The following is a 16596-nucleotide window of genomic DNA, read 5'->3' as shown; positions in this document are numbered from 1 at the left end:
ACCACCCAGTGTCAACCGCTGTTTTATCGATAACTTACTGCTTGCACACTAAATAATCTCTTTGATTTTTTATTGCGCTATTCCGCGGTAAGATCTTTCCAAGCGGCTAAAATGTAACTCATCATTGACCAAAAAGTTAATACTGCGGCGATATATAACAGCACAAACGCTGCATTGGTCATTAAAGGATTGTATTGCCAAATCAGGCCGATAATCGCCACCATTTGCGCGGCAGTCTTATATTTACCAATCCAAGACACGGCGACAGTGCCACGCTTACCAATTTCAGCCATCCATTCTCTCAACGCTGAAATGACAATCTCGCGACCTATCATAAACAGTGCTGGCATCGTTAGCCAGATATTGGCGTATTGATCGACTAACAACACTAAGGCTGTGATCACCATCAACTTGTCAGCGACTGGATCGAGGAAAGCACCAAAACGGGTTAATTGCTTCAATTTACGGGCAGCATAACCATCTAATGCATCCGTTAACGCCGCGAGCCAAAAGGTGAAGGCGGCAACAAAAGGGGTCCAGTCGTAGGGTAAATAAAACAGCACCACAAAGATGGGCAGTAAAAAAAGCCTGAAAAGAGTTAATGCTATGGGTAAGTTAAACGGCATGATCAAACCAGTTAGTCAAAAGCAGCGCCAATCTTGCCTTAATTTTATCACCCTCGCAATGCATCATGAATGGTTTGTGCCATTTCTATGCTGATCCCTGGTACTTTGACTAATTCCGCCACACTTGCCCCTTTCACTTCTTGCAACCCACCTAAATGCTGTAACAAAGCTTTACGGCGTTTAGGGCCAATTCCTGGAATAGATTCCAATGTGGAAGTATTGCGGGTTTTCTGGCGACGATTACGATGGCCAGCTATCGCGAATCGATGGGACTCATCGCGAATATGTTGAATAAGGTGCAACGCGGGCGAATCACCTTCGAGGGAAAAGCTGGTTTCTGTATCCCCTAAAATCAAGGTTTCGAGCCCAGGTTTACGGCCCTCACCTTTCGCCACCCCAATGAGCTGCGGTGCTTTATCTAAATGGACAAACTTTTCATCCACTATCTTCTGGGCGATACGCAACTGCCCAAGCCCACCATCGATAAACAGAATGTCAGGGATTTTACCGCCCGCCTCAATCTTATCGAAGCGTCGGCTCACCGCTTGCTTCATTGCCGCGTAATCATCGCCCGGTGTAATTCCCTCGATATTATAGCGACGATATTCACCTTTATGCGGCCCTTCCCGATTGAATACCACACAGGAGGCAACTGTGCTCTCCCCCATGGTATGACTGATATCAAAACATTCCATCCGTTGAATAGGCGCACTCAATTCAAGGATTTCTTCGAGTAACACAAAACGCTGCTCGACCGTATTTTTATGGGACAAGCGCGTAACCACAGCATTGGTCGCATTGGTCACCGCTAACCGTAAGAAGCTTGCCCTGTCGGCGCGCACATTGGTCTTAATCGAAAACTTTTTATCTAAAGCATCTGAAATTGCCGCTTCAAGTTCATGTAATTCTTCAAAGTTGTGGCTAATCACCACTTCCTTTGGGATCGTGCGTTGAATATCCGCATTTAAATAAAACTGCAGGATGAAAGAGCGCAGCACTTCGTCCATATCGGTTTGGGCGGGCACGGAAGGATAATAGCTGCGACTACCAAAGATTTTACCCTCGCGGATAAACAGCAAATGGAAACAGGCGATGCCCGACGAATAATGCACACCGATGACATCCATATCGCCTTTATTATTCGATACTTCCTGTTGTTCGGCGACTTTACGCAGCGCCATGATCTGATCGCGAAATCGTGCAGCTTGCTCATAAGCTTGTCGCTCAGCCGCAAGCTCCATTTTGTCAACCAAGGCGCTGATCACTTGCTGATCTTTGCCCTTTAAAAACAGGCTGGCGAGTTTCACTTGCTCGTCGTAATCGGCGTTGCTGACTTTACCCACACAGGGCGCGCTGCAACGGGAAAGTTGATATTGCAAACAGGGGCGTGAGCGAGACTTGTAGTAAAGGTCGTCACATTGACGAATTGGAAACAGCTTCTGCATTAAATGCAGGCTTTCACGCACGGCGCCGCCGTTAGGATAAGGGCCAAAATAGTGGCCTTTTTCCCGCTGCGGACCACGATGATAAGCAAGCCTTGGGTGTTCGTGCTGGCTTAACAGTATGTAAGGATAAGATTTGTCATCACGCAATAACACATTGTATTTTGGCATGTATTGCTTGATGTAATCATTCTCAAGCAACAGAGCATCGGTTTCGCTGTGGGTCAGCGTCACATCAATATGGTGAATATGCGAGACTAAGGCTTGGGTCTTAACATTAGCGAGGTTTTTACGAAAATACGAGGTAAGCCGTTTTTTGAGATCTTTGGCTTTACCCACATAAATGACGTCATTCTTAACGTCATACATGCGATAAACCCCAGCGGAGGATGAAACCGTACGTAAAAAACTTTGGGCGTTAAATTCATTCGACATCATTTACACCCACAGTTTTGCAGACTTAACACAGACAACATAGCAACATTTAACCCACGAACTCACTCGATTCAAGCCATCGACCAACGCAATCCACTTACTATTAAAAATGGCCAGCATCCAACATCTTATAGCGAATAGCTAACCGCGTTAGCTCGACATCACCACTGATCCCCAGTTTGGCAAATAGGCGGTAACGGTAGCTGTTAACCGTTTTAGGGCTTAAGTTCAGCTGCTCAGAAATATCGTTTACCTTCTCGCCGTTGGTGATCATCAACATGATCTGTAACTCACGTTCAGACAAAGACTTAAACGGGTTTTCATCGGCGGGATTAAACTGACTCAGCGCCATCTGTTGGGCAATTTCAGGGGATAAATAACGTTGGCCGCGAGACACCTGACGTATCGCCTGCAATACTTCCGGCGGCGTCGCCCCTTTCGTCAAATAACCCGAAGCGCCGGCCTGCATAACTTTGCTAGGGAACGGATCTTCCGTGTGCACAGTCAACACAATAATTTTAGCATGGGGTTGATAACGTAGAATTTTTCGAGTGGCTTCCAGTCCGCCCATCCCAGGCATATTCATGTCCATTAAGATCACATCGGCTTCGTTTTGGCGAGCCCACTGCACCGCAGTCTCACCATCAGGGGCTTCGCCCACCACTTTGATCCCACGTTCATCTTCCAAGATGCGGCGGATCCCAGTTCTCACAAGCTCATGATCGTCAACCAAATATATCGAAATCAACTTAACCCACCTTTTACAATTTACAGCTCGATCCGCGCGTTAAACAAAGCAACACAGCAGACGGATAACGAGTTCATAAAGCTAATTTAGCCCAACAACCCCATTTCGCAAAGCATAAATTCAACATTGTTAACTAGATGATATTTAAAGAAAGGATTCCAGAATAGCATACCAATAAAAAGCGTTTAAAAACGAAGCAATAACCCAAGCATTATCAGCCTAAAATCCTTGTTGAATCGATAGTAAAGTATTTAGCAAATCGGTTGTTATTTCTTCAAGATAAGCAAAAAAGCCATCGATGCAGATGGCTTTTCCCGTGACATTTGACGAAGGAGCTGCGCTTAAAATGAGAAGTCTGGAGTTAAAACTGCAAGATGCAAAAAAGCCGCTAATGATTAGCGGCTTTTTTGACTAAATATGGCGGAGGAGTAGGGATTTGAACCCTAGGTGGGCTATAAACCCACGCCGGTTTTCAAGACCGGTGCATTAAACCACTCTGCCACCCCTCCGAACGAGCGAGATAATAGCGATCTCTGCTGCCACTGTAAACTTAAATTTATGCTTAATCGTGTTAATTGACTATTTCATATTCACTTAGGTCAAAAGCAGTTAAACAGTAAAGGGCTTGAATGGATAAACGACTCACATCAAGCTTTATATATTTTGCTCAATCACACTGCCTTATAAATAAAGTAGCAGATTGAAGTCAATCAACAACAAAGCACTCTCAGGAAGGATATACCCGCGATAAATAAAATCCAGTCAGCACATGTCAAAAAGACATAGTGATGAGTTCTGGAAAAACTAACTTAAATGCAAATAGGTAACTAATTTATGAGTCGCTGAATAGCGTTAAAAATGAAGTGTTGGGACGAGAAGCCCAAGGTGACAACTGCATAAACGGAAAAGGCCATCGATGCAGATGGCTTTTCCGTGAAATATGGCGCAGGAGTTGTGCCTCGAATATGGAACTCAGGGTTCACACTCCAAAATGCAAAAAAGCCGCTAATGATTAGCGGCTTTTTTGACTAAATATGGCGGAGGAGTAGGGATTTGAACCCTAGGTGGGCTATAAACCCACGCCGGTTTTCAAGACCGGTGCATTAAACCACTCTGCCACCCCTCCGAACGAGCGAGATAATAGCTATCTCCTACTCCGCTGTAAACCCTTAATTTAAAAAAGCAATCTACATGGTCAATCTACATCCAATCCGCTTAAAAATATCGCGTTCTTTAACTTATCTTTGAGTCCCTTGTCGGTTGAAGCGCCACTTCAGGGTGGCCCACAACCCACTATTAATAAGCATATTAGGATTAAGCTCGATTGATGTTGATTAAACGGTCGGATAATTTTTGCATCTCAAGGCTTAACGCATCGAGCGCGGTCGCATCGAGTGAGTTATCTTCACTGATACTATTAATCCGCACCGCCAACTCATTGATCTCCTGAGTCACTTGGCTTTGTTGCTGAGCGGCTAAAGCAATTTGCTGAGCTCGCTGCGAAATATCATCGAAACTTTGTACAGTACTCGATAAAGAACTGGCCGCTCCCTCAGCCTCAGCAACTGCGTGGACAGTGCGGGACTCACCTGTTTGCATCGCTTGTACCGCAAGCCGCGAAGCCGATTGCAAAGCGTTAATCATGGTACTGATTTCATTGGCGGAATCTTGAGTTCGCCCCGCAAGAGTTCGTACTTCATCGGCAACAACCGCAAAACCACGACCCTGATCCCCCGCCCTTGCTGCTTCTATAGCCGCATTTAACGCTAATAGATTAGTTTGCTCAGAAATCGCCTTGATCACATCTAATACGGCGCCCACTTTCTGGCTATCTTGAGCCAACTGGGATATCACCTTGGTTGCATTGGCGATTTCCCCCGCTAATGCCTCAATGGAAGCATTGCTGGATGCCACTCGGGTTTGCCCTTCTCGCACCACAATTAAAGAAGATTGCGCTGTTGCAGCACAATCATTAGTGTTATTTGCCACTTCCATCGCGCTTGAAGACATTTGTGTTATCGCCGCGGCGAGTTGCGCACTCTCGAGCCGCTGTTGTTCCGCACGTTGGGCTAACCTATGGCTAAGACCACTTAATTGCGTTGCCTCAAACTGAACTTTCTTCGCCTCTTGGGTGATCAAATCTAACATTGCCCTCAGTGTACCCGCATAGGTATTTACTGCTCGACGCAAAGCGCCAATTTCATCATCTCGCTGAATTTGCAGCTCGACATTGGCCCCCAAATTACCGCTCCCAAGGGAAGCAATTTGATCTGTGGTTTCCTCAAGTTGCGCCAACAGTTTTTTACCCGACAACCAAGCCAAATAAAGTAAAATGGCGAGCAAGGGTAATAAAAACAACAAAATATCAAAGGTCAGCTCACGGGCAAGCCCTGTGACTCGGGTCTTTGGCGTCACAAGACCAATCACCCATCCGGTATCAGGCATCACAAACAGGCTTACCTCGCTCGCCTGATTGAGTCTTCCATCCTTATCTAAACTCACTGAAATAACGTTATTAATTGAGGTTTGTTTAAGCGCAGCTTCAACGGGGGCAAGCCAAGGTAACTGCCCGACGAGATCCGTGAAGCGCAGCATAGTGTCGGACTTATTCGCTTCAGGAAAATGCAAGATATTACCCGCTTGATCTAAAGCAAAAGCATAACCGTCAGTTACATTGCCATGTTCTGTTAGAAATTTTGCTAAATCATCAAGTTTCAAATCTATTGTTGCGACCCCGGCAAATGTCCCCGTCAGACGATATGGCACACTGCATGTCACCATAGCCACTTTTGTAACGGTATCCTGATAGGCTTCAGACCATAAACACTGAGATACAGAACTCGTGCGTGCCCCTGTATACCAAGGATCATTGTGATAGCCAGGGCCAGATTGCGCATTATAGTCATCTGAATAAGCCAGCAAATTATCGCTACCACGGGCCCAGAAAAAACTATGGCGGGTGCTTCCAGCGACAAATTTATCCGGCTCAGGCCAGATCCCGCCGCCAGCGATAGTGAGATCGCCATTGTTATCAATTAGATTGGGTAAGGAATTAAGGTAAAGAGCTTGCTCGTGGGGCAGTACTTCAGCGAGGTGTGCAAGGCTCAAGGTAATGCCCTCAATGCTTGCAAGCTTGAGCGCGAGTTGCCTCACGATACTGCTACCGGTTTGCTCGATTAAATCTTGACTCGCCGCCACTACTCGAGGTTGCCCCCTAAGTGACATCACACCAAAAACGGCAAGTCCGGTCAGTAAAAGCAGCACTATGCTGCCCATAGTGAGCCGCTGCGAAATACGTGTTGGTAACAACATAGCTTTCTCTACTTAAAATAAGTCACCCAGATGGGAGAATTGCTCGGCCGTATGATCCAAGACAATCGAGAATCATACGTCGCACCATCCTAGTGCAAATTTTAAAGACCATAAAAACCATAAACTTGGCCACTGAGATGAGTGTAGACCATAAACAAGAAGATCGGACATAAAAGACCCTCTCTGCTTCACAGAAGCAGAACTTAGAATGAGGAACCTTGATTCAAATTATACAAACCCAAAAGGCCATCATTGCTGATAGCCTTTATCGTGAATATCGCGGAGGAGCCGTGCCTCGAATCATTATTCAAGGGGTTAAACTGCAAATAATTAGCAGCTTTTTTGACTGAATATGGCAAAGGAGCTGAGCTTAAAATCAGGAACCCAAGGGTTCAAACTGTATAAATGCAAAATGCCGCTAATTGCTTAGCGGCATTTTGACTAAATATGGCGGAGGAGCTGAGCTTAGAATGAGGAACCTTGGTTCAAATTATACAAACAAGAAAGGCCATCATTGCTGATGGCCTTTCTCGTAAAATCAGGAACCCAAGGGTTCAAACTGTATAAATGCAAAATGCCGCTAATTGCTTAGCGGCATTTTGACTAAATATGGCGGAGGAGCAGGGATTTGAACCCTGGGTGGGCTATAAACCCACGCCGGTTTTCAAGACCGGTGCATTAAACCACTCTGCCACCCCTCCGAACGCCGAAAATAATATAAGCATACCGCTAGCTTGTAAACCTCAATTTTTAATTATTGAGCCAAATGCTCAACTTATGTTCACCACGATGTTTTTTACGGCAAATACATCGCTAGTTTCAACGAATAATCGGGCAAACAGACGTAAAAACACCTATACAGTGAGAGACTTGTCGTCTTGGTATGGTAAAATCACTGTAACTTTTCACGGTAAATGCTTATATGAATTCACTCTTGATACCCACGTCTTCACTCGCACCTGAATTTAGCCTGCCAACCCTTTCCGAAACGGCTGCCAATCTAAGCGCATTGCTCTTAGGGCAAGAGCGCACTGTGGACGCGTTTAAACTCCACCAAGCTATTGTCGATCAACACTTGTATCTGGCCGATTTCCCGAGCATTGACCGCCAGTTAATGATCCAAGCCTGTATCGATAGCCTTGCACCTTTGTCCCCTGCGTATTTAGTGGCCACACGTCCGATTGATAAGGCGGTAACATTTCAGTGGCAGTCCGATAAGCCGCAGGAAAATCAAGGAAGTATTGCCGAAAAAACAACTCACTATCGCTACCTCAGTGGCAATATTCGCCGCGCAGATTTAATTGGCCGTATGGCGCAAACAGGGACAACGAGTCAGTATCAAGCTGGTGCCCTAGCCCAATGCCATTATGTGTTTATTTGCGCCGAGTCACTGTGGAAACGTGAAGGTTTATGGGAGTTAGTGATGCAAATCCTCACCCATAAAGAGTATCAAATTAGCAATAACTTAAGTCCTATTCCATTGAACTGTAAGATAGTTCTGGTTGGTGCTGGGATGATTTATAGCCAAGTCAGAACTGAGGATTGGCAATTTCAACGTCACTTTACCCTGTTAGCGGAGCTTGCCAGCGAAATAGACTTGGTCCGTTATAAAGAGTCACAATACGTCGCATGGCTGCAAGCGGTTGCCCAAAGTGTGGATGTCACGCTTGAGCAATCAAGCTTAGCGCCACTCTTTCGCTATAGTGCACGGTTAACCGAACATCAGCGTCGCCTCAGTTTATCTATGCTCGAGTTCGCCCAGCTCATGATGCAAGCTAAAGCCTATCGTGGTAAACCGAGCATCAATGCAAGCAGTATTGAGCACGCGTTAACCCAAGCCAACTATCGTCATAACAGTTCGGAAGAATATTCGGGCCAGAGCTTCGATGACAATTTCATAAATCTGCCAACTTCGGGTGCTATGGTTGGCCAGATTAATGGCTTAACTGTGATTGATGCTATCGATTATAGCTATGGTGAACCAGCGCGTATCACGGCATCTGTTCACTACGGTGATGGTGAAGTAGCCGATATTGAAAGAAAATCTGAACTTGGCGGGAATATACATGCCAAAGGCATGATGATCCTTTCAGCCTGTTTGTACCGTATCTTTGGACGAGATGCGCCATTACACCTGAATGCCAATATCGTTTTCGAACAGTCCTATCAAGAAATTGATGGCGATAGTGCATCACTAGCAGAGTACTGCTGTTTGATGTCAGCGATTGCCGAACAACCCATTATTCAATCACTGGCGATTACCGGCGCATTGGATCAATTTGGTAATGTGCAAGCGATTGGCGGCATCAACGAGAAGATTGAAGGCTTTTTTAATCTGTGTGAACGCCGCGGACTTACGGGAGAACAAGGCGTTATTATGCCGAAGTCAAACGTATTACAGCTTAATCTCAATCCCAAAGTGATTACAGCTGTAGGCAAAGGCCTGTTTCACATCTATGCCATTGAACATATGGACCAAGCGGTTGAGCTATTAATGCAAATGCCAGCGGGTGTTGCCGATGAAGATAATGATTTCCCGCATGATTCATTATATGGTCTCGTGCAGGAACGATTAGACAAGCTCGCGGGAAATGGGGAGGAGGAAATCGGCCTAATCACGAGATTACTCGCAAAATTGGGATTTTTTCGCCGCTAATTAGCTGATCGGAGTTGTTTAGCTTACACGTGTTCGCTAACCTTGGCGGCTCTTATTGCTGGAGTAGTAAAACAATGAATAAAGCAAACAGTTTCAATAAAGAAGAACTCATCGCCTGTGGCCATGGGAAATTATTTGGTCCAAACTCACCTCGTCTGCCTGTCGATAACATGCTGATGATGGATAGAATCGTCACTATCAATGATAATGGCGGCGAGTTTGGCAAAGGTGAAATTGTCGCTGAACTCGATATTAATCCAGACTTATGGTTTTTTGACTGCCACTTCATTACCGATCCGGTAATGCCAGGCTGTTTAGGCCTAGATGCCATGTGGCAACTCGTGGGCTTCTATTTAGGCTGGGAAGGCGCTGAAGGTAAAGGACGTGCACTGGGTGTAGGTGAAGTGAAGTTTACCGGCCAAGTATTACCAGGCGCGAAGAAAGTCACTTACAAGCTCAATATCAAGCGTACCATTCACCGTAAACTGGTGATGGGTATTGCCGATGCAATCCTAGAAGTGGATGGCCGTCAAATCTACAGTGCAACCGATCTTAAAGTTGGTGTCTTTAGCGATACTTCTACATTCTAATCCGTCTGACTCCAAAACACTGAAGCTATAAGTACTGCAGATATAAAAATGCCCTCATCTGAGGGCAATATGCTGCATTACTTTGCTTGTTCTGGACTATTTAATTAATGAGTTAAAACTCAATTATTTATTAAATAGCCCATTAACTCGGCCATCCACACCTTCACGCCAACCGCCTAACCACTGCGATCGCGAATCAAGATTTGCATAAGGACAGAGCTCCTTAGAGCGCCCACCCACACCAGCTTGGAATCCTTTTGAAAAAGCTCTGTCTAAACGATCTCGTTTTTGTCTTTTCATGCAAGCGTCCTCTGTTCTACATAAAATAGAAGCAAAAGCTTCACCCATAGAAATAGTGCTTTTTGACGCCAAGATCAATCAAAAAATCGGCTATTATACTGACTATTTATTAAACTATTGAGATCCTAACGAAAAAAAATCGAGGCATTTTGCCTCGATTTTTTTAGTCTGAATTCAAGCTTAAAACTTAGCGAATTCGACGACGGAACCACACTAATGGTAAAGCAAATAACCAAGCTAAGGTTGCAGCACCAGAACGCTCAAAATTACCCGTATCGCTATTATCCTCTACAGTGCAAGCCTCACCATTAGTGATGGGTTTTAGTACGACCATACCCGGGATATAGGCAGTCACTGGATCACCATTGCCATTGAGTTCAAATAGCGCTTCACCATTTTCGCCAACAATAATATTTCCAGCACTATCAAGTTGTAAGGAAGGCTTACGAATGAATGCTGTTCCTACAATAGTGCCCTCTTCGTTAATACTTGTCCCTTCGACCACAATAATATCGGCATTATACGTGAAGGTTTTACCCGAACCGTCACGCACTTCGACTTGATGACGTGCCCAGCTACCATCACTGGCTTTTTCATAACCCTTAGACTCACAGGTCAGTAACTTGTTGAGGTTATTAAACTCACCAGTTGATTTCTCATACAGGAAACCAGCCTTAGGACGTGGTTTTTCTTTGTCGTATGTTGTCTCAACGTAACCAACAACTTGACCTTTATTGTTAATATCTTTTGGCTTACTCGAAAGATCCGTTGTCGTTGAGCCAAAATCATTAGGTGTCACATAAGCGACATCTGGGGTATTGGTATCAAAGACGAAAAATTTATCACGTAAATAGCCTTGGATATAGCTGCGATAGCTACCAACAAGAATCCCACTGTTGTTAATGTCATAGGCGATAGAGCTTGAAATCGAATCCCCCATAGGGACCCAGTGGTACTGGTAGTTACCTTCGGTATCTTTAGCCCAATAGGCCGCATCTTGACGCAGCTTATCTGTATCATTGTTACGATAAACGTGTGAACGACCCGCAACGACACCGTTATCATTCAAGCCGAGCGCTTGAGCGGTAAAGGTTAAAGTGTTATCAGCTTTAGGTGTTAATCCTAAAGGCAACGCCGTTCCTGTAGCCGTATCATTATCGATTTGCCATACATAGGCGCGAGTTTGATACTGAATATTACGTGTACCTGTAGAATTCGGATATTGCTCACGTTGTACGCACACATCTACCAGCAAAGTATTCTCTGTACCTAAACAATAATTAACTCTATCGCTACCATATTTACTAATATCAATACTGGCATAACCCGCTACTAAATTATTGTTATTAATGGCTGTTGCCGCTGACCATCCGCCTAACTCAACGGTTTTAGTCTTATCAGCATTAACAAATAGCGTATAGGGAGGTACTAGCGGTATTTCAGTACTGCCAGCTTTGGCGACACCGCGGAACTCATAGTCGCGGTAATACCAATAATTATCGGCTACATTAGCAGTAGATTTATTCTCTGTTTTCTTTTCAGGTGCTGTCATGCTGCCCACTTTAATACCGGCATCGTTAATACCGTAATAAAAGGTATCAACTGAATTAATCACCTCGGTATTGCTTGGATCTGTCGTGCCATTAATGCTGTCAAAAGTGGGGAGCCAAGGCTTAGATGCATCGTTGTGCTTAGCAACAAAAGCAAAGTTATTGGCAATGATGGGTTTATCTATCGAATACGTAATGGTTTCTTCCGGTGCGATACCATCGGCAACATCAATCACGCCGCCTTCAACATCTGAACTGCTGAGCTTTTTCTTACCCTTTGAGATACCGACTAATTCATCATTGGCATTCACACCTAAAGCATAACCGTTACGAGTGTCTTTAAGCGTGCCTTTCAGCTCATAATTTTCGATATTATCAATTTCATAGACAGGTGCAGCATGGGCACTGTTTAATACACCAAGGACACCTAAGGCAACCAAGGAAAGGGCTTTATCCAACTTTGACTTCATTAATTCTATTCCCATTTTTATTATTGGTTTACTTCAGTGACTCAAGCTCTTCCCATCGCTCGAAGCAAACTTCCAATTGCTTTTCTTTATCCGCCAACTGGCTCAATACCTGATTGACTTTATCCTGCGCCTGACTATAAAAGTCTGAATGTCCAATGGTGGTCTGCAATGCGAGAATATCGGCCTCTAATTGCTCCATCACAGTGGGTAGCGACTCTAACTCACGCTGTAACTTATACGACAGTTTTTTTACCGCTTTCGCAGGTTCCGCAGCCTTAACTTCAACGGCTTTCGTTTCAACCGCTGGAGCTTCGACCGCCTTTTGCGAACTAGGTTCCTCAGAATAAAACTTTGCCCCCTGATTCACTGCGTCTTGATAACCACCAACATACTCGCTCCAATGGCCATTACCCGCATACCACCAACTACTGGTGACGGTATTATCGATAAATGCCCTATCATGGCTCACCAACAAAAGCGTACCTTGATATTCAGTTAGCAGCGACTCTAACAATTCTAGGGTCTCAATATCAAGATCGTTGGTCGGTTCGTCGAGTATGATTAAGTTTGCGGGGCGAATTAATAGCTTGGCAAGCAACAGACGGTTCTTCTCACCACCCGACAGCGCTTTCACTGGTGTTCTGGCGCGCATAGGCGAGAACAAAAAGTCTTGCAAATAACTTAATATGTGGCGGTCTTGGCCATTAATCGTGATGGTCTTTTTACCTTCGCCGACGTTATCTTCAACCGTTTGCTCAGGATCTAAGGCTTCACGATATTGGTCGAAATAAGCAATTTCGAGCTTAGTGCCGACTTTAATTTCGCCCGATTGCGGTTGTAGCTTTTCGATTAATAGTTTGATCAAGGTCGATTTACCACAGCCGTTCGGGCCAATCAGCGCAATGCGGTCACCGCGGATCACTGTGGTATTGAAGTTCTTAACCAGATTTTTATCGGGCAGATTGAAGTTAAGATCTTGAACATCAAATACTAACTTACCAGAACGTTCGGTATCCGATACCGCCATCTTAGCGTTGCCTTGACGATTCAAACGCTCACTGCGCTCATCACGTAGCGCTTTAAGTGCACGCACTCTGCCTTCATTACGGGTACGTCTGGCTTTAACACCTTGACGGATCCACACTTCTTCATCAGCGAGACGCTTGTCAAACAAGGCATTTTTCTCAGCTTCAACCCGTAGCCATTCTTGCTTACCATCAAGATACATTTGATAGTTGCCCGGCCATGATGTCACAACACCACGGTCTAAATCGACAATCCGCGTCGCCATACGGGCAATAAAGCCCCTATCGTGACTGATAAAGACGATAGCACCTTGATAATCAAGTAAAAACTTTTCAAGCCATTCAATCGTGTCTATGTCTAAATGGTTGGTCGGTTCATCGAGTAACAACAGATCTGGCTCGCTGACCAGTGCTCTGGCTAACGCCACTTTACGCTGCCAACCACCGGATAACTCGCTCAACGATTTGTCAGGATCTAGGCCTAACAACTCGCAGTTTTGTTGAATGCGCGAATCGAGCTGCCAACCATTATAGTGATCTAAGGTTTCTTGCAGACCTTGCATCTCATTTAACATACGATCCATTTGCTCTGGATCGGCATGGGCGACATCGTGGGACAGTTGATGATAACGCTCAAGCGCCTCACCCACTTCCTTTAATCCTGCCGCGATATACGCGTATACCGTGCCTTGCTCAGCTTTTGGCGGATCTTGCTGTAAACGACTAACACTCACATTACCGGCAATATTGAACTCGCCTTCATCCAGCAGCACATCGCCGGATAACACTTTTAATAAACTCGACTTGCCGGCACCATTACGGCCAACGATACACACGCGCTCGCCGCGTTGAATAGTAAAATCCGCTTTTTGTAACAACGGAGTGTAACCATAGGCTAAAGAGCCACTATTGATACGAACCAGACTCAAACTAAGCTCCTGTAAACTCTTGTAATTGCGTTGCGTTAAATGGCCAATGTAATTCTCTATCATCCCAGGCTTTAAGCACAGGGATCGATACGCCATAACGCTGCGCGAGGTATTCATCGTCACATATATCTATGGCCCGATAGCCAATGTCGGCCGCGTCCAGTAACGCCGCGGCCAGTTCACACAGATGGCAGCCATCTGTGTGATATAGCAGATAAGTTCTGTTATCCCGCTCTGCTTGAGTCAACTCAGGCATGGGTGATAAGCCAGGTATTATGGATATGTGGATTACGTTTGTAGTCCATAGGCAAAGTCATGTCATCAATGTTCGTCACATTAATGTTCATCTTTGTCAGCGTCTCTATGTCCATCTTAAACTTACGTTTATTGTTAGAGAACACTAGCTCTCCCGTTGGGCTGAGCAGTTTCACTAAGGATGCCAGTAAGTTCACATGATCCCGTTGCACATCAAACGAATCTTCCATGCGCTTAGAGTTTGAGAAGGTCGGCGGATCGATAAAAATCAGATCGTACTGTTCATTACAATCCCTAATCCACTGCATGCAGTCAGATTGAACAAACTCATACTGCTTACCTTGCAGGCCATTAAGCGCAAAGTTGTCCTTCGCCCAAGCGATATAGGTATTGGACATATCTACCGTCGTTACCGACTTAGCACCGCCAAGCGCTGCATGCACAGAAGCAGAACCTGTGTAAGAGAACAAGTTCAGTACGCGGCGACCTTTAGACTTTTGACCGACTAAACGACGTGTCAATCTGTGATCGAGGAACAAACCTGTATCCAAATAACCGGTTAAGTTCAACTTGAACTTAGCGCCATATTCGGTAGTGATAAGCTCTAACTTGCGCTCATCCAGCTTTTGATATTGACTCGTGCCCTTTTGACGCTCACGGGTCTTCATGATCATCTTGTTAGGATTGATGCCAATAGCCGACGGCAGGGCTAATAACACATCGCTTAAACGGCGCTTAGTCACGGCTTCAGGTATGGTCGCTGGCGCCATATACTCTTGAATAATCACGTAATCTAAATACTTATCTACTGCGACGTTATATTCAGGAATGTCGGCATCGTAAATACGATAGCTGTCGATGCCTTCTTTCTTCGCCCATTTCTCTAATAACTTGGCATTCTTCTTAATGCGGTTAGCAAAAGCTGGGGCAATATCGGCAATGTCGACGCCATCTGGTAGCACAGGCGTATCACGGCGAGTACTGTTGGCATGTAAGGTATAGATGTTAAAAGCACATTCAAGCGCGCCGTTAAACATCTTCATTTGTTTATCGGCTTTAAGCTTTAGCGATGACACCAGTTCGATATCACTACACAGCATGGCCACTTTCCAGCCGCCAAACTCTTTCTTCAACTTGTCACCCAGCTGATAGTAAAGCTGCAATAACTCAGACACATTGCCTAAACGCTCACCATAAGGTGGGTTAGTGATCAAATAGCCGCTTTCCGCAGGCGGCGCTATCGTTAAAGCATCCGCAACTTGAAACTCGATTAACTCCAGTACACCGGCATTTTCGGCATTACGTTTCGCCAACGCGACTAAGCGCGAATCGATATCAGAACCGTAGAATTTAATCTCGCAACGTTTCACGCCTAATGAGGCACGCGCTTTCGCTTCTTCAACGATTTCTTGCCACACGGCTTTATCATGGCGACGCCAATGTTCAAAACCAAAACGGCTACGTTGCAGACCAGGGGCAATATCGGCTGCCATTAACGCCGCTTCAATCAGCACTGTACCGCTACCACAGAAAGGATCGAGCAAGGTTGAAGGCGCCGCTTGCCAGCCACTGCGTACGAGCATGTTAGCGGCTAAGTTTTCCTTCAATGGCGCTTCACCTGTGGTCGAACGATAGCCACGTTGATGAAGCGATGGACCCGAGAAGTTCATCGCAATCGTGATCACGCCATTACGGAAATGCGCATCGACTTTAAATTCAGCATCAACGCGAGATACATTCGGACGCTCAATATCATCGTCACGGAAACGATCGACAATCGCATCCTTAATCTTCAAGGCGCCAAACTGGGTATTATTAAGAAAACCACCCGTACCATGGAAATCGATACTAAAAGTACTTTTATTGGAAAAGTGTGCCGGCCAATCGACACAATAGGCTGCATTATAGAGTTGTTCTGCCGACTCGCAGCTTCCTTTATAGATAACCAACACAATGCGGCTGGCTAAACGTGTCCATAAAGTGATGCGATACGCTAAAGCTAAAGAGGCAGTGAAATACACACCAGCAACACTCTCTTTTACTTCAGTCGCACCAAATTCTGTCAGCTCTTGGGCTAAGCTATATTCAAAGCCCTTAGGGGCGGCGGCAAAAAAATTAAGCATGGGATAATCAGTACGCAGTCAAAATCAAAGCGACATTATACCTGCTCGGATACATAAAAGATAAACAGTTATTAGCCAAAGCCCCATTTAGTCACTGTCTTGGCCTAAGAGAATCGACGAAAAATCCCCAACTTA

General features: G+C 45.2%; 11 protein-coding genes and 3 tRNA genes. 2 read left to right on the top strand and 12 right to left on the bottom strand.

Translation table 11 applies throughout. The annotated features are described in order from the left end of the window. Nucleotides 1-77 precede the first annotated feature (77 nt). The 7 genes from pgsA to KV201_RS02335 form a co-directional block, all read right to left on the bottom strand. Nucleotides 78-626, bottom strand: a complete 549-nt coding sequence (pgsA, locus tag KV201_RS02365; protein ID WP_006082068.1) for a CDP-diacylglycerol--glycerol-3-phosphate 3-phosphatidyltransferase — start codon at nucleotides 624-626, stop codon at nucleotides 78-80. Nucleotides 627-673: 47 nt separating this feature from the next. Beyond that, nucleotides 674-2503 (bottom strand): excinuclease ABC subunit UvrC, encoded by a 1830-nt coding sequence (uvrC, locus tag KV201_RS02360; RefSeq protein ID WP_226058406.1) that lies wholly within the window; start codon nucleotides 2501-2503, stop codon nucleotides 674-676. Nucleotides 2504-2606: 103 nt separating this feature from the next. Next, nucleotides 2607-3251 (bottom strand): UvrY/SirA/GacA family response regulator transcription factor, encoded by a 645-nt coding sequence (gene uvrY, locus KV201_RS02355; RefSeq protein WP_006082070.1) that lies wholly within the window; start codon nucleotides 3249-3251, stop codon nucleotides 2607-2609. Between the two features lie 418 nt (nucleotides 3252-3669). Continuing rightward, nucleotides 3670-3760, bottom strand: a tRNA-Ser gene (locus KV201_RS02350). Between the two features lie 526 nt (nucleotides 3761-4286). After that, a tRNA-Ser gene (locus tag KV201_RS02345) sits at nucleotides 4287-4377 on the bottom strand. A gap of 188 nt (nucleotides 4378-4565) precedes the next feature. Further along, nucleotides 4566-6563, bottom strand: coding sequence for a methyl-accepting chemotaxis protein (locus KV201_RS02340; RefSeq protein ID WP_226058405.1), 1998 nt, complete (start codon nucleotides 6561-6563; stop codon nucleotides 4566-4568). 610 nt (nucleotides 6564-7173) lie between these two features. Next, a tRNA-Ser gene (locus tag KV201_RS02335) sits at nucleotides 7174-7264 on the bottom strand. A gap of 221 nt (nucleotides 7265-7485) precedes the next feature. On the opposite strand from KV201_RS02335, the gene KV201_RS02330 reads away from it, so the two are divergent. Together KV201_RS02330 and fabA are read left to right on the top strand one after the other, a co-directional pair. Beyond that, the gene (locus KV201_RS02330) at nucleotides 7486-9219 is read left to right on the top strand and encodes an AAA family ATPase (protein WP_226058404.1); all 1734 of its coding nucleotides are present in this window, start codon (nucleotides 7486-7488) and stop codon (nucleotides 9217-9219) included. Between the two features lie 74 nt (nucleotides 9220-9293). Next, nucleotides 9294-9809, top strand: a complete 516-nt coding sequence (fabA, locus tag KV201_RS02325) for a bifunctional 3-hydroxydecanoyl-ACP dehydratase/trans-2-decenoyl-ACP isomerase (protein WP_006082073.1) — start codon at nucleotides 9294-9296, stop codon at nucleotides 9807-9809. A 123-nt stretch (nucleotides 9810-9932) separates the two neighbouring features. Here fabA and rmf read toward each other — a convergent pair whose 3' ends face one another. From rmf to rlmKL, 5 genes are all read right to left on the bottom strand, one after another. Further along, nucleotides 9933-10109, bottom strand: a complete 177-nt coding sequence (rmf, locus tag KV201_RS02320) for a ribosome modulation factor (protein ID WP_006082074.1) — start codon at nucleotides 10107-10109, stop codon at nucleotides 9933-9935. Between the two features lie 187 nt (nucleotides 10110-10296). Continuing rightward, nucleotides 10297-12129 (bottom strand): DUF3466 family protein, encoded by a 1833-nt coding sequence (locus KV201_RS02315; RefSeq protein ID WP_226058403.1) that lies wholly within the window; start codon nucleotides 12127-12129, stop codon nucleotides 10297-10299. A 28-nt stretch (nucleotides 12130-12157) separates the two neighbouring features. Beyond that, nucleotides 12158-14083 (bottom strand): ABC transporter ATP-binding protein, encoded by a 1926-nt coding sequence (locus tag KV201_RS02310; RefSeq protein WP_006082076.1) that lies wholly within the window; start codon nucleotides 14081-14083, stop codon nucleotides 12158-12160. 1 nt (nucleotide 14084) lies between these two features. Beyond that, nucleotides 14085-14339 carry a glutaredoxin family protein gene (locus tag KV201_RS02305; protein WP_126491734.1) on the bottom strand — a complete coding sequence of 85 codons (255 nt, stop codon included), beginning with the start codon at nucleotides 14337-14339 and terminating at the stop codon, nucleotides 14085-14087. Then, nucleotides 14332-16461 (bottom strand): bifunctional 23S rRNA (guanine(2069)-N(7))-methyltransferase RlmK/23S rRNA (guanine(2445)-N(2))-methyltransferase RlmL, encoded by a 2130-nt coding sequence (gene rlmKL / locus KV201_RS02300; protein ID WP_226058402.1) that lies wholly within the window; start codon nucleotides 16459-16461, stop codon nucleotides 14332-14334. Before rlmKL ends, KV201_RS02305 begins: the two co-directional genes overlap by 8 nt. Nucleotides 16462-16596: the final 135 nt, after the last annotated feature.

The sequence above is a fragment of the Shewanella sp. SR1 genome (genome assembly GCF_020447145.1).
Taxonomy (GTDB): domain Bacteria; phylum Pseudomonadota; class Gammaproteobacteria; order Enterobacterales; family Shewanellaceae; genus Shewanella; species Shewanella baltica.
The sequence above is the reverse complement of the archived record's forward strand: the minus strand, read 5'-3'. Positions and strand labels throughout refer to the sequence as shown.

Coding starts and splice junctions, on each gene's coding strand:
- KV201_RS02330 (WP_226058404.1), top strand. CDS start 7,486: ATGAATTCACTCTTGATACCCACGTCTTCACTCGCACCTGAATTTAGC.
- KV201_RS02340 (WP_226058405.1), bottom strand. CDS start 6,563: ATGTTGTTACCAACACGTATTTCGCAGCGGCTCACTATGGGCAGCATA.
- uvrC (WP_226058406.1), bottom strand. CDS start 2,503: ATGTCGAATGAATTTAACGCCCAAAGTTTTTTACGTACGGTTTCATCC.
- rlmKL (WP_226058402.1), bottom strand. CDS start 16,461: ATGCTTAATTTTTTTGCCGCCGCCCCTAAGGGCTTTGAATATAGCTTA.
- KV201_RS02305 (WP_126491734.1), bottom strand. CDS start 14,339: ATGCCTGAGTTGACTCAAGCAGAGCGGGATAACAGAACTTATCTGCTA.
- pgsA (WP_006082068.1), bottom strand. CDS start 626: ATGCCGTTTAACTTACCCATAGCATTAACTCTTTTCAGGCTTTTTTTA.
- KV201_RS02315 (WP_226058403.1), bottom strand. CDS start 12,129: ATGAAGTCAAAGTTGGATAAAGCCCTTTCCTTGGTTGCCTTAGGTGTC.
- fabA (WP_006082073.1), top strand. CDS start 9,294: ATGAATAAAGCAAACAGTTTCAATAAAGAAGAACTCATCGCCTGTGGC.
- rmf (WP_006082074.1), bottom strand. CDS start 10,109: ATGAAAAGACAAAAACGAGATCGTTTAGACAGAGCTTTTTCAAAAGGA.